14 protein-coding genes and 1 other annotated feature are annotated in these 14,742 nt (G+C 39.5%); all 14 genes read left to right on the forward strand.

Annotated features, from left to right (window positions below; translation table 11 throughout):
• Positions 1-5: 5 nt before the first annotated feature.
• Positions 6-425, forward strand: coding sequence for a Mini-ribonuclease 3 (locus tag ACIP9G_RS17670; RefSeq protein WP_340821737.1), 420 nt, complete (start codon positions 6-8; stop codon positions 423-425).
• Entirely contained in the window at positions 425-1,177 is a 753-nt protein-coding gene (gene rlmB, locus ACIP9G_RS17675; protein ID WP_401021090.1) for a 23S rRNA (guanosine(2251)-2'-O)-methyltransferase RlmB, read from the forward strand. Before ACIP9G_RS17670 ends, rlmB begins: the two co-directional genes overlap by 1 nt.
• 2 nt (positions 1,178-1,179) lie before the next feature.
• Entirely contained in the window at positions 1,180-1,692 is a 513-nt protein-coding gene (locus ACIP9G_RS17680) for an NYN domain-containing protein (RefSeq protein ID WP_401021092.1), read from the forward strand.
• Positions 1,693-1,760: 68 nt separating this feature from the next.
• On the forward strand, positions 1,761-2,408 hold the full coding sequence (sigH, locus tag ACIP9G_RS17685) for an RNA polymerase sporulation sigma factor SigH (protein ID WP_024364386.1): 648 nt from the start codon (positions 1,761-1,763) through the stop codon (positions 2,406-2,408).
• A gap of 76 nt (positions 2,409-2,484) precedes the next feature.
• The gene (gene rpmG / locus ACIP9G_RS17690; RefSeq protein ID WP_340821740.1) at positions 2,485-2,631 is read left to right on the forward strand and encodes a 50S ribosomal protein L33; all 147 of its coding nucleotides are present in this window, start codon (positions 2,485-2,487) and stop codon (positions 2,629-2,631) included.
• Between the two features lie 48 nt (positions 2,632-2,679).
• Positions 2,680-2,865, forward strand: a complete 186-nt coding sequence (gene secE / locus ACIP9G_RS17695; protein WP_004233589.1) for a preprotein translocase subunit SecE — start codon at positions 2,680-2,682, stop codon at positions 2,863-2,865.
• A gap of 313 nt (positions 2,866-3,178) precedes the next feature.
• Positions 3,179-3,712: a transcription termination/antitermination protein NusG gene (gene nusG / locus ACIP9G_RS17700; RefSeq protein ID WP_340821742.1), complete on the forward strand. Its 534-nt coding sequence runs from the start codon at positions 3,179-3,181 to the stop codon at positions 3,710-3,712.
• 231 nt (positions 3,713-3,943) lie between these two features.
• Positions 3,944-4,369 (forward strand): 50S ribosomal protein L11, encoded by a 426-nt coding sequence (gene rplK / locus ACIP9G_RS17705; protein ID WP_004233593.1) that lies wholly within the window; start codon positions 3,944-3,946, stop codon positions 4,367-4,369.
• Between the two features lie 116 nt (positions 4,370-4,485).
• A complete protein-coding gene (gene rplA, locus ACIP9G_RS17710; protein WP_401012515.1) occupies positions 4,486-5,184 on the forward strand; it encodes a 50S ribosomal protein L1 in 699 nt (232 codons plus the stop codon).
• A gap of 54 nt (positions 5,185-5,238) precedes the next feature.
• Positions 5,239-5,385, forward strand: a sequence feature (ribosomal protein L10 leader region).
• A 32-nt stretch (positions 5,386-5,417) separates the two neighbouring features.
• A complete protein-coding gene (rplJ, locus tag ACIP9G_RS17715; protein WP_010860619.1) occupies positions 5,418-5,918 on the forward strand; it encodes a 50S ribosomal protein L10 in 501 nt (166 codons plus the stop codon).
• A gap of 72 nt (positions 5,919-5,990) precedes the next feature.
• A complete protein-coding gene (rplL, locus tag ACIP9G_RS17720; protein ID WP_010860618.1) occupies positions 5,991-6,350 on the forward strand; it encodes a 50S ribosomal protein L7/L12 in 360 nt (119 codons plus the stop codon).
• A gap of 74 nt (positions 6,351-6,424) precedes the next feature.
• Positions 6,425-7,027, forward strand: coding sequence for a class I SAM-dependent methyltransferase (locus ACIP9G_RS17725; protein WP_401021095.1), 603 nt, complete (start codon positions 6,425-6,427; stop codon positions 7,025-7,027).
• Positions 7,028-7,269: 242 nt separating this feature from the next.
• A complete protein-coding gene (gene rpoB / locus ACIP9G_RS17730; RefSeq protein WP_340821747.1) occupies positions 7,270-10,845 on the forward strand; it encodes a DNA-directed RNA polymerase subunit beta in 3,576 nt (1,191 codons plus the stop codon).
• Positions 10,846-11,051: 206 nt separating this feature from the next.
• A complete protein-coding gene (gene rpoC, locus ACIP9G_RS17735; RefSeq protein WP_401021097.1) occupies positions 11,052-14,738 on the forward strand; it encodes a DNA-directed RNA polymerase subunit beta' in 3,687 nt (1,228 codons plus the stop codon).
• Positions 14,739-14,742 lie beyond the last annotated feature (4 nt).

The raw sequence follows: 14,742 nt of genomic DNA on the forward strand, positions 1-14,742 counted from the left end.
GTAACTTGGATAAACTCCGAAATGAAGATGTTAAGCAATTAAATGCATTAGCGCTCGCATATATGGGAGATGCGGTTTTAGAACAAAAGGTCCGCGAGTATTTACTGCGTAGTGGCCGTGTAAAGCCGAATACACTCCATAGAGAAGCAACGCATTATGTATCAGCAAAGGCACAGTCAACGATTGTACATCGCATGATAGATGAAAACTTTTTAACAGAGCAGGAATTGGCAGTGTTCCGACGAGGACGCAACGCCAAGTCCGGTTCTGTTCCAAAAAATACAGATGTCCAAACTTACCGTAATAGCTCCGGCTTTGAGGCGGTGCTCGGAAGCTTGTATTTACTAGGTGAATTAGAACGCGTTTATGACATCATTGCATACGCTATTCAAATAATCGAGGAATTAAAAGGAGTGTCAAAATAATGGCAGAACAAAATGGTGAAATTATTGCCGGTAAAAACCCAGTGTTAGAAGCACTTCGTTCAGGCCGCGATATGAATAAAGTATGGATTGCAGAAGGTGTTAAAAAGTCAGGGGTCAATGAACTGCTTGATTTAGCGCGTGAACGTGGCATCATTGTTCAATTTGTTCCGAAAAAAAAGATCGATCAATTATCGGATGCTAATCATCAAGGAATTGTTGCCTCTGTTGCAGCGTATAGCTATGCAGAGTTAGAGGATTTATTTGCAGCGGCACAAAAAAAACAAGAAGATCCGTTTTTCTTAATATTAGATGAGTTAGAAGATCCACATAATTTAGGCTCTATTATGCGAACAGCAGATGCAATTGGCGTTCATGGTATAATTATTCCAAAGCGTCGCTCAGTGAGTTTGACAGCGGTTGTGGCGAAAGCTTCTACAGGAGCGATTGAACATGTACCAGTTGTGCGTGTTAATAACCTAGCACAAACAGTAGATGAGTTAAAAGAGCGCGGCGTATGGATTGCTGGTACAGATGCAAAAGGTTCTGCGGATTATCGAAAAATGGATGCAACCTTACCACTTGCAATTATTATTGGTAGCGAGGGCAAAGGGATGGGTCGCCTGTTAAAAGAGAAATGTGACTTTTTATATCATCTGCCTATGGTTGGGCATGTCACATCATTAAATGCTTCTGTTGCTGCCGCACTATTAATGTACGAAGTGTATCGTAAACGTCAAGAAGCGAATGAGTAACGATGAAAAACATTTTGCTTGTTGACGGCTATAATATGATTGGAGCTTGGAAAGAGCTACGCCCATTACGTGACACAAATTTTGAAGATGCACGTAACCGATTAATTGAGCTTATGGCTGAATATAAAGCGGCGATAGGATGGCGCGTGATCGTAGTTTTTGACGCCCATCTTGTGCCGGGGGTGGAACAATCTTATATAGAGAATGGTGTCGAAATCATTTATACAAGGAAAAATGAAACAGCAGATGAACGCATTGAAAAGATGACACATGAACTAAAGGCAAGACATGTACAAATTCACGTCGCAACTTCCGATATGGCAGAACAAAGTGTTATTTTTGGTAATGGTGCACTACGCAAATCGGCAAGAGAGCTAGAAATTGATATGAGCATTATTCAGCATAAAATTTCTCACGATGTAAAAAGAAAGCAAGAAAGCAAGCCACCTTCACGCATTGAGCTAAAGCCAGATGTGGCACTTGCCTTCGAAAAGTGGCGTCGTGGATTAAAATGATTGATTGACGCATATTTTCCAATTCCGTTATACTGTTCCTAATTATCTGTTGCAGCTGAGGTGATACCATGTTTAAAAATAGTATTGTACAAGTGACGCAAGATTTTGAACGATTCAATGATGAAGAGCTTATTGAAATGGTGCATCAAGGTAATACAGATGCGTTGGATTTTTTAATTACAAAATACCGTTTGCTAGTAAGAGCAAAGGCAAGGTCTTATTTTTTAATAGGTGCTGATAAAGAGGATATTGTACAAGAGGGTATGATTGGCTTGTATAAAGCTGTCCGTGATTTTAAAGGGGACAAGCTAGCTTCTTTTCGAGCTTTTGCAGAGTTATGTATAACAAGACAAATTATTACAGCTATTAAAACAGCAACAAGGCAAAAACATATTCCACTAAATTCCTATGTTTCTCTAGATAAGCCTATTTTTGATGAGGAATCAGATCGCACATTAATGGATGTTTTAACAGGCGCTATTATGGATGATCCAGAAGAGTTAATGATTCATAGAGAAGAGTTTGGTTATTTAGAAGAAAAAATGAGTGAAATTTTAAGTGAATTGGAGCTACAAGTATTAGCTCTATACTTAGATGGGCAATCTTATCATGAAATTTCTGCAAAATTGAATCGGCATGTAAAGTCAATTGATAATGCTTTGCAACGAGTGAAGCGGAAATTAGAGCGTCATTTAGTGCTCGAGGAAATGTCATAGAGGGCATGTACCCTTGTTGACATTGACAATTTTAGGTGTTAGTCTTTAAAAGACAAAGTGCCGAAAAGGTGATTACATGGCAAAGAAAGTCGTGCTAAATTGTGAAAAATGCGGATCGAGAAATTACACTTTTCCTGCTAAGGGAGATACTACTGTACGTCTCGAATTAAAGAAATTTTGCTCGCATTGCAATGAACATACAGTGCATAAACAAACGTTATAAAATATTTTGTAAATAGACAGATATGATTGATTCGGAGGTTAGGCTAGAATGGGCAAGATTAAAAGTTTTTTCAGCGACGTAATGTCGGAAATGCGAAAAACTAGCTGGCCAAAAAGTAAAGAACTGACGAAATATACAGTCGTTGTAATTTCAACTGTAGTAATTATGGCTTTATTTTTTGTGTTAGTAGACTTAGGTATTTCATCATTATTCCGCTGGTACTTAGATTTATAATTTAGAAAAGAGCATGTTAATACTTTTGAAAATAGCCCGTCCATTACAATAACGGGTTTTTTCGTTTGTTTTATTAAGTGAAGAGCAGTAAAATGTTCTCATTATGATTAAGTGTGACTACCGGCGAAAGTATGTTGGTAGCGATAGATGACTATGCTAATTAGGTATATATCATCGAGCTTTCGCTTGCTAAGGCGAAAGCTATGTTTTTCTATTGGGAAGTTTGTGAAAAGAATAAAGGATGCACTTTGCATATCGCGATCATTTTCACTTTTATTTGTAAGGGAGGGACGGACGAGTAGTCCTAGCAGTTATGGAGAAAAATTGGTATGTTGTTCATACGTATTCAGGGTATGAAAACCGTGTAAAAGCAAACCTAGAAAAACGTGTTGAAACAATGGGGATGCAAGATAAAATCTTCCGCGTTATCGTGCCTGAGCACGAGGAAACAGAAATGAAGGACGGCAAAAAGCGCACAATGATGCGTAAAGTCTTTCCTGGTTATGTCCTAGTAGAGCTAATTATGACAGATGATTCTTGGTATGTTGTCCGCAATACGCCAGGTGTTACTGGCTTTATCGGTTCATCAGGTGGCGGAGCAAAACCAACGCCTCTATTACCAGAAGAAGCAGATCGTCTATTAGAACAAATGGGCATGACTGATAAAATTGTTGAAATCGATATTACTATCGGTGAAGCAGTTGAAGTATTAGAAGGACCATTTGCGCACTTCCAAGGACGTGTTGAAGAAATCGACGCTGAAAAAGGAAAACTGAAAGTATCTGTAGATATGTTCGGTCGCGAAACGATTATGGAACTGGATTTTGAACAAATTCAAAAATTATAGTTTTCCATTCTAGTTACCATATTACGTATGATTGAGCGTATATCGCAGATTTTGTTAATTACTACTTGCTTAAAAAATTTAAAAGTGGTATCATTTCAAAGGTCAGACTGTCATACTTCGGTTGACGTCTGTAATGATAATTTTAATGTTATCGGCAATTAGCTGACAGACAGATATTGAGTGGGAGGGGCAACCCAATTACCACATCACGGACTTAAGGAGGTGTGTCTCGTGGCTAAAAAAGTTATTAAAGTTGTTAAACTTCAAATCCCTGCTGGTAAAGCAAACCCAGCTCCACCGGTTGGTCCTGCATTAGGTCAAGCAGGTGTGAACATCATGGGATTCTGTAAAGAATTCAATGCGCGTACTGCTGATCAAGCTGGTCTTATTATTCCGGTTGAAATTTCAGTATTCGAAGACCGTTCATTTACTTTCATTACGAAAACTCCACCTGCAGCAGTTTTACTTAAAGTAGCAGCTGGTATCCAATCTGGATCTGGTGAACCAAACCGTAAAAAAGTTGCAACGGTTAAACGTGATAAAGTTCGCGAAATCGCTGAAACTAAAATGCCAGACCTTAACGCTGCTTCAGTTGAAGCTGCTATGTTAATGGTTGAAGGTACTGCACGAAGCATGGGTATTGTTATCGAAGACTAATCCCAGTTACTTGATGTTTTTGTTTTTGGAAGGTTGCGGAGTTTCTTTGTGAACGCGCAACCTTTATTCGTGGGAGGTAAAATCCGCTATAACCACAATCAAGGAGGAAATATATAATGGCTAAAAAAGGTAAAAAGCTGCAAGATGCAGTGAAATTAATCGACCGTAACAACGTATACGGCGCACAAGAAGCAATCGAACTTGCTCAAAAAACTAGCACAGTAAACTTCGACGCTACTGTAGAAGTTGCTTTCCGTTTAGGAATCGATACTCGTAAAAACGACCAACAAATCCGTGGTGCAGTAGTGCTACCAAACGGTACTGGTAAAACTCAACGCGTATTAGTTTTCGCTAAAGGTGAAAAACTTAAAGAAGCAGAAGCTGCTGGCGCTGACTATGTAGGCGATGCAGAATACATCCAAAAAATCCAACAAGGTTGGTTTGACTTCGATGTAATCGTAGCAACTCCTGACATGATGGGTGAAGTTGGTAAACTTGGTCGTGTATTAGGACCTAAAGGCTTAATGCCAAACCCTAAAACTGGTACAGTTACATTTGACGTAACGAAAGCAATCGAAGAAATCAAAGCTGGTAAAGTAGAATACCGCGCTGACAAAGCTGGTATTATCCACGCTCCTATCGGTAAAGTTTCTTTTGCTACAGAAAAACTTGTAGAAAACTTCTTAACTGTATTTGACGTTGTTCAAAAAGCAAAACCTGCTGCAGCTAAAGGTACTTACATGAAATCTGTAAACGTTACAACTACAATGGGCCCAGCTATTAAAATTGACGCTGCTAACGTAGTAGTAAAATAATTTTATATAAATCGATTGACAGCTATCCGTATCTTTGGTAAGATGGATGCTGTTGTGAATCATCCATTTGTACCGTAGACAGTAGGAGTGACTTGTCACTTAATGATCCTACCGAGGACATCGGAATTCGGATTCTTATTTTAAAGATGATGACTTTCAGCCTCTGTGTCTATATGACCCAGAGGCTTTACTTTTGTCGGTATAAATGACCCATTCTAATAGGAGGTGTCATCATGAGCAAAGCAATCGAAAACAAACAATCACAAGTGCAAGAAATCACTGAAAAATTCCAAGGCGCTGCTTCTGTAGTAGTAGTGGATTATCGTGGTCTTAATGTTGCACAAGTGACTGAACTTCGTAAACAACTTCGTGAAGCTGGTGTTGAGTTTAAAGTTTACAAAAACACTTTAACTCGTCGTGCTGCTGAAGCTGCTGGCGTTGAAGGAATCAATGAAGTATTAACTGGTCCTAACGCAATCGCGTTCTCAACTGAAGATGTTGTAGCCCCTGCTAAAATCATCAACGAGTTCGCTAAGAAAAACGAAGCTTTAGAAATTAAAGCGGGTATTATTGAAGGTACAATCTCTTCTGTTGAAGATGTTAAAGCACTTGCAGAACTTCCATCACGCGAAGGTCTTCTTTCAATGCTTTTATCTGTACTTCAAGCTCCAGTGCGCAACTTCGCACTTGCAACAAAAGCTGTTGCAGAACAAAAAGAAGAACAAGGCGCATAATTTCTTGCGTTGCATAACTTCCGCGGCTTGACCGCAAAAAACTAAAACATATCCAATTAGGAGGAAATTATAATGAACAAAGAGCAAATCTTAGAAGCTATCAAAGCTATGACAGTTCTTGAATTAAACGATTTAGTAAAAGCTATCGAAGAAGAATTCGGTGTAACAGCTGCTGCTCCAGTAGCAGTAGTTGCTGGCGGTGCTGCTGCAGCTGAAGAAAAAACAGAATTCGACGTAGTATTAGCATCAGCTGGTGCTGAAAAAATTAAAGTAATCAAAGTGGTTCGCGAAATCACTGGTTTAGGTCTTAAAGAAGCTAAAGAAGTTGTAGATAACGCTCCTAAAGCTCTTAAAGAAGGCGTATCTAAAGATGAAGCTGAACAAATCAAAGCTAAACTTGAAGAAGTTGGCGCATCTGTAGAAGTTAAGTAATCTCGTATTACTTTTATACAAAAGGAAGCTCGTCATTGTGGCGAGCTTTTTCTTCATTCTGAGGAGGCGTGAAAATGTCAGATCACTATTATACAAGTAAGCCTCAAACTGAAAGTAAACCTCGTCACTGGACGTTCAAGTTACTTGGGCATACGTTTTCCTTTGAAACGGATGCAGGTGTATTTAGTAAAAGCGAAGTAGATTTTGGATCCCGTGTATTAATAGATGCGTTTCAAACGCCAGATGTAGATGGTGCGATTTTTGATGTAGGTTGTGGCTATGGGCCAATTGGGTTATCGATTGCCAAGTCAAATCCTGAGCGCACTATTTTGATGATGGATATTAATGAACGAGCAGTTGCGCTTTCTCAAAAAAATGCGCAAGTAAACGGTGTTCAAAATGTACGAATATTTGTCAGTGACGGACTATCGAATGTTGATGATGAGGCGAAGGCTGCAGCTATTTTAACCAATCCTCCAATTCGTGCAGGAAAGGACACGGTTTTCCGCTTTTACGACGGTGCTTATGATAAGTTAGTCACTTCTGGAGAGTTATGGGTAGTAATTCAGAAGAAGCAAGGTGCACCATCAACGGTTAGCTATTTAGAAGAAAAATTTTCTGAAGTCGATGTTGTGGAGAAGAAAAAAGGATACTGGATAGTGCGTGCAAAAAAATAAATGAAATATGTATAAAATATTGACTTGACAAAACGGCTATGATAACATGATACAATGCAAAAATATTATTTTGAGGTCGTGTGCCCTTTTGGTATATGAATGATTTTATATGGGTATACTTGCCAAGATAAGTTTAGTTAACCGAAAATGAGATCTTTTTGAAGACTCGTTTTCTTTTTGTCTTTCGAAATCATACACTATTTGGATGATTTTGCAAAGACCTAATATCGCTTTATTGAGGGGTGAATGAGTTGACAGGTCAACTAGTTCAGTACGGACAACACCGCCAGCGTAGAAGCTTTGCGCGTATTAAAGAGGTGCTTGAGCTTCCAAATCTGATTGAGATTCAAACGGCGTCTTACGAGTGGTTCCTTGAAGAAGGTTTACGTGAAATGTTCCGTGACATTTCGCCGATCGAGGACTTTACAGGTAATCTTTCATTAGAATTCATCGATTATGCATTAGGTGATCCTAAATATGATGTCGATGAGTGTAAAGAGCGAGATGTTACTTACGCAGCTCCATTACGTGTGAAAGTACGTCTTTACAACAAAGAAACAGACGAAGTGAAAGAACAAGATGTATTTATGGGTGACTTCCCATTAATGACAGAAACAGGTACGTTCATTATCAACGGTGCTGAACGTGTTATTGTTTCACAATTAGTTCGATCACCAAGTGTGTATTTCCATGATAAAACTGATAAAAACGGTAAAAAAGGCTTCGGTGCGACAGTAATTCCAAACCGTGGTGCTTGGTTAGAATATGAAACTGACGCGAAGGATGTAGTATATGTACGTATTGATCGTACTCGTAAGCTACCAGTAACAGTGTTACTTCGTGCATTAGGATTCGGTTCGGATCAAGAGATTATCGATATTATCGGTGATAACGAGTATTTACGTAATACGCTAGAAAAAGATAACTCTGAAAGTACAGAAAAAGCACTTTTAGAAATCTACGAGCGTTTACGTCCAGGTGAGCCACCAACAGTAGAAAGTGCGAAAAGTTTATTATATTCTCGTTTCTTTGATGCTAAACGCTATGATTTAGCGAATGTTGGTCGTTACAAAATGAACAAAAAGCTTCACATCAAAAATCGTTTATTCAACCAAACGATTGCTGAAACGCTTGTTGATCCAGAAACAGGCGAAATTTTAGTAGAGAAGGGCACTGTGCTAGATCGTCGTACTTTAGATAAGATTTTACCTTACCTAGAGGATTCTTCTAAAGGCATTGGCTACCGCACTTTATCACAAGTTGGCGGAGTTCTTGAAGATGACGTAACAATCCAATCTATTAAAATTTATGCACCTAAAGATGAAGCGCAAAAAGAAATCAATGTTATTAGTAATGCCTACATTGACGAAGAAGTGAAGAATATTACACCTGCTGATGTATTATCTTCAGTAAGTTATTTCTTCAACCTACTTTACCAAGTAGGAGCAACAGATGATATTGACCATTTAGGTAACCGTCGTCTGCGCTCTGTTGGTGAGTTATTACAAAACCAATTCCGTATCGGTTTATCTCGTATGGAACGTGTAGTGCGCGAGCGTATGTCTATTAATGATACAGCCGCTATCGTACCGCAACAATTAATCAATATTCGTCCAGTAATTGCGTCTATTAAAGAATTCTTTGGTAGCTCTCAATTATCTCAATTCATGGACCAAACAAACCCGCTGGCAGAGTTAACGCATAAACGTCGTCTATCTGCATTAGGGCCTGGTGGTTTAACGCGTGAGCGCGCTGGTTTCGAAGTGCGTGACGTTCACTATTCTCACTATGGTCGTATGTGTCCGATTGAGACACCTGAGGGTCCAAACATTGGTTTAATCAACTCGTTATCTTCATTCGCAAAAGTAAATAAATTTGGTTTCATTGAAACGCCATATCGTCGTATTGACCATGAAACTGGTCAAGTAACGGATCAAATTGATTACTTAACAGCTGACGAAGAAGATAACTACTATGTAGCACAAGCGAACTCGCTATTAAATCCTGATGGGACATTCACTAACGATGAAGTTGTAGGTCGTTTCCGTGGAGATAACACAGTTTTCAATAAGGCTCAAATGGACTATATGGACGTATCTCCTAAACAAGTAGTTTCTGCAGCGACTGCATGTATTCCATTCTTAGAAAACGATGACTCTAACCGTGCGCTTATGGGTGCCAACATGCAACGTCAAGCGGTTCCTCTTTTAAATCCAGAAGCTCCGTTTGTTGGTACTGGTATGGAACACGTAGATGCGCGTGACTCTGGTGCGGCTGTAGTTGCGAAATACGATGGTATTGTTGAGCATGTTGAAGCTCGTTCAATCCATGTACGTCGCATCGAAACAGTCGACGGTAAAGAAGTTAAAGGCGATTTAACAAAATATAAATTACAAAAATTCATTCGTTCAAACCAAGGTACTTCATACAACCAACGTCCACTTGTAAAAGTTGGCGAACGTGTGAAACCTCGCGATATTTTAGCAGATGGTCCATCTATGGAAAACGGTGAACTTGCTTTAGGTCGTAACGTACTTGTTGCGTTCATGACTTGGAACGGGTTCAACTATGAGGATGCTGTTATCATGAGTGAACGCCTTGTAAAAGACGATGTATATACTTCAGTTCATATTGAAGAATACGAGTCAGAATCTCGTGATACAAAATTAGGACCTGAAGAAATTACACGCGACATTCCAAACGTTGGGGAAGATGCACTTCGTAACTTAGACGAACGTGGTATTATCCGTATCGGTGCGGAAGTACGTGATGGTGATATTCTTGTAGGTAAAGTAACGCCTAAAGGGGTTACAGAATTAACAGCTGAAGAGCGCTTATTACATGCAATCTTTGGTGAAAAGGCACGTGAAGTTCGTGATACTTCATTACGCGTACCACATGGTGCGGGCGGTATCATCCTTGACGTTAAAGTATTTAACCGTGAAGACGGCGATGAGTTACCACCAGGTGTTAACCAATTAGTTCGTGCGTATATTGTTCAAAAACGTAAAATTCGCGTTGGGGACAAAATGGCCGGACGTCATGGTAACAAAGGGGTTATCTCTCGTATCTTACCGGAAGAGGATATGCCATTTATGCCAGATGGTACTCCTGTCGATATCATGTTAAACCCATTAGGTGTACCTTCTCGTATGAACATCGGACAAGTTTTAGAGTTACACTTAGGTATGGCTTCTCGTTACTTAGGTGTTCATATGGCAACACCAGTATTTGATGGTGCCAACGAAGAAGACGTATGGGAAACAATGGAAGAAGCAGGGATGAACCGTGACGGTAAAACAATCCTGTATGATGGACGTTCGGGTGAACCGTTCGATAACCGTGTATCTGTTGGGATCATGTACATGATCAAACTTGCACACATGGTTGACGATAAACTTCACGCACGTTCAACTGGTCCTTACTCACTTGTTACACAACAACCACTTGGTGGTAAAGCGCAGTTCGGTGGACAACGCTTTGGTGAGATGGAGGTATGGGCGCTTGAAGCATACGGTGCTGCATACACACTTCAAGAAATTTTAACTGTTAAATCCGATGACGTTGTTGGTCGTGTGAAAACATACGAGGCTATCGTTAAAGGCGAAAGCGTACCAGAGCCAGGCGTTCCAGAATCATTCAAAGTATTGATTAAAGAACTTCAATCTCTTGGTATGGATGTTAAAATGTTAACAATCAATGATGAAGAAGTAGAGCTTCGCGATCTAGACGAAGAAGAAGACCTTCAACCTGCTGACGCACTTAATATTGCGCCACAGCCAGAAACAGAAGAAGAGCCAGTAGAGTCTTTAGAATAATGGATAAGGTTTAGTTCACATTCGTGTGAATATGGTCAAACTTATTTTTCAAATTAGTCGGGCAGGATTTAACGCCCTGCTCGACTTTCTTTATGAATGAAATCAATCTATTTTTAATCTTTTGTCAAAATGTATTTTTGCAAACGATTGTCGAGCTGCGTAAAAGAGTCTTTATAAAGACCTATAACTAGAGGGAGGTAGGCTCCTTGATAGACGTTAATGAATTTGAATATATGAAAATTGGTTTAGCATCCCCTGACAAGATTCGTTCTTGGTCATATGGTGAAGTAAAAAAACCAGAAACAATTAACTATCGTACATTAAAACCAGAAAAAGATGGTTTATTCTGTGAACGTATTTTCGGTCCTACGAAAGACTGGGAATGTCACTGTGGTAAATACAAACGTGTTCGCTATAAAGGCGTAGTTTGTGACCGTTGTGGTGTTGAAGTAACACGTGCAAAAGTTCGTCGTGAACGTATGGGTCACATCGAATTAGCTGCTCCAGTTTCTCATATTTGGTACTTCAAAGGTATTCCAAGCCGTATGGGCCTTATTTTAGATATGTCTCCACGTGCTTTAGAAGAAGTAATTTACTTCGCATCTTACGTTGTAATTGAACCAGGTGCTACAAACTTAGAGAGTAAGCAATTACTTTCTGAAAAAGAGTACCGTGCATACCGTGAAAAATTCGGTGCAACTTTCGAAGCAGCGATGGGTGCAGAAGCAATCAAAAAGCTTCTTGCTAAAATCGATCTTGAAGATGAAACACATTCTTTAAAAGAAGAACTAAAATCAGCACAAGGTCAACGCCGTACACGTGCGATTAAACGTCTTGAAGTAGTAGAATCATTCCGTAACTCAGGTAACTCTCCAGAGTGGATGATTTTAGATGTACTACCTGTTATTCCACCGGAGCTTCGTCCAATGGTTCAATTAGATGGTGGTCGTTTTGCAACATCTGACTTAAATGATTTATATCGTCGTGTAATCAACCGTAATAACCGTTTAAAACGTTTATTAGATCTTGGCGCACCAAGCATTATCGTTCAAAACGAGAAACGTATGTTACAAGAAGCAGTTGATGCATTAATCGATAACGGTCGTCGTGGTCGTCCAGTCACTGGACCAGGTAACCGTCCGTTAAAATCACTTTCACATATGTTAAAAGGGAAACAAGGTCGTTTCCGTCAAAACTTACTTGGTAAACGTGTTGACTATTCTGGTCGTTCAGTTATCGTAGTAGGTCCAAACTTAAAAATGTACCAATGTGGTCTACCGAAGGAAATGGCAATCGAGCTATTTAAACCTTTCGTTATGAAAGAATTAGTAGAACGTGGTCTTGCACATAATATTAAATCTGCTAAACGTAAAATCGAACGTTTAAACAACGACGTATGGGACGTTTTAGAAGATGTTATCCGTGAGCATCCAGTATTACTAAACCGTGCACCAACGCTTCACCGTCTTGGTATTCAAGCGTTTGAACCAACACTTGTTGAAGGTCGTGCAATTCGTCTTCACCCATTAGTATGTACAGCTTATAACGCTGACTTCGATGGTGACCAAATGGCGGTTCACGTACCATTATCAGCAGAAGCACAAGCAGAAGCTCGACTTCTAATGCTTGCTGCACAAAACATCCTAAACCCGAAAGATGGTAAGCCAGTTGTAACACCATCTCAAGATATGGTATTAGGTAACTATTATTTAACACTTGAGCGTGAAGATGCTCGTGGTGAAGGTTCAATTTTCTATGGACCAAACGAAGTTTTAATCGCATATGATACAGGTCATGTTCACTTGCATACACGTATCGCGATCAAAGCAAGTTCACTGAACAACCCAACATTTACAGAAGAACAAAATAATATGTTCTTATTAACAACTGTTGGTAAAGTGATCTTTAATGAAATCTTGCCTGAATCATTCCCGTTCATTAACGAACCTACTGATTTCAACTTAGAGCAAGTAACGCCAGAGAAGTACTTCGCAAACTTAACAATTGACGAAGAAACTTTAGCAGAGCTTGAAGCAGATGCCGCTTACAGCCAATTAGATGAAAAAGGTAAAGTAGAGGCTCAACGTTCAGCAGTACTTCGCAAACATTTTGCATCAGTACCTGTTGTAAACCCATTCCGCAAGAAATTCTTAGGAAATATCATTGCAGAAGTGTTTAAACGTTTCCACATTACTGAAACATCTAAAATGCTTGACCGCATGAAAAACTTAGGTTTTAAATACTCAACTCGCGCTGGTATCACTGTTGGTGTATCTGACATCGTGGTATTACCAGACAAAGGTGAAATCCTAGCTGAAGCACAAGAGAAAGTAGATAAAGTTCAAGCGCAATTCCGTCGTGGTTTCATTACAGAAGAAGAGCGTTATGACCGTGTTATCTCTAGCTGGAGTGCAGCGAAAGATGAAATTCAATCAAAACTGATGAAGTCACTTGAGAAAACAAACCCAATCTTCATGATGTCTGACTCAGGTGCCCGTGGTAACGCGTCTAACTTTACACAGTTAGCTGGTATGCGTGGTCTGATGGCCAACCCGGCTGGTCGTATTATTGAACTTCCAATCAAATCTTCATTCCGTGAAGGTTTAACAGTATTGGAATACTTCATCTCAACACATGGTGCTCGTAAAGGTCTTGCCGATACAGCCCTAAAAACTGCCGATTCAGGTTACTTAACACGTCGTCTTGTAGACGTTGCACAAGATGTAATCGTTCGTGAAGATGATTGTGGAACTGACCGCGGCTTAACTATCGGTGCGTTAATGGAAGGTACAGAACTAATCGAAGCGTTAGACGAACGTATTGTTGGTCGTCATACGAAGAAAACGATTTTCCATCCAGAAACAGGCGATGTAATTCTAGAAAAAGACGGTTTAATCGACCAAGATGTCGCTCGTGTTATTATAGAAGCAGGTATCGAGGAAGTAACAATCCGTTCAGCATTCACATGTAATACAAAACATGGTGTATGTAAAAAATGTTACGGCATGAACTTAGCAACTGGTGAAAAAGTTGAAGTTGGGGAAGCAGTTGGTATTATTGCTGCTCAATCAATCGGTGAACCAGGTACTCAGTTAACAATGCGTACATTCCATACAGGTGGGGTAGCCGGAGACGATATTACTCAAGGTCTTCCTCGTATCCAAGAGATTTTCGAAGCACGTAATCCAAAAGGTCAATCTGTCATTTCTGAGATTGCTGGTACGGTTTCAGATATTACTGAAATTCGTGAAGGTCTAAAAGAAATTACAGTTCAAGGTGACGTAGAAACTCGTAAATACCAAGCACCTTATAATGCACGTCTGAAAGTTATCGAAGGTGACTCAATCGAACGTGGTCAAGTATTAACAGAAGGTTCTATCGATCCAAAACAATTATTAAAAGTAAAAGACGTTTCAACAGTTCAAGAATATTTACTAAAAGAAGTACAAAAAGTATACCGTATGCAAGGGGTAGAAATTGGAGACAAACATATCGAAGTAATGGTACGTCAAATGCTTCGTAAAGTTCGCGTAATTGAAGCTGGTGATACAGAATTATTACCTGGCTCATTATTAGATATTCACCAATTCTCAGAGGCAAATGTAGATGCTGTTATGAACGGCAAAAATCCTGCAACTTGTCGCCCTGTAATCCTAGGTATTACTAAAGCTTCACTAGAAACTGAATCATTCTTATCTGCTGCATCATTCCAAGAAACAACTCGTGTGTTAACGGATGCTGCAATTAAAGGTAAACGTGATGAACTTCTAGGATTAAAAGAGAACGTAATTATTGGTAAACTTGTTCCAGCAGGTACTGGTATGCAACGTTATCGTCAAATCCGCATTGAAAAAGATGAGCTTGACGCAGAAGATCTAGTTTCTGCTGAATAACTTA

This window comes from Lysinibacillus sp. NPDC093197, from assembly GCF_044754025.1.
Lineage (GTDB): Bacteria > Bacillota > Bacilli > Bacillales_A > Planococcaceae > Lysinibacillus.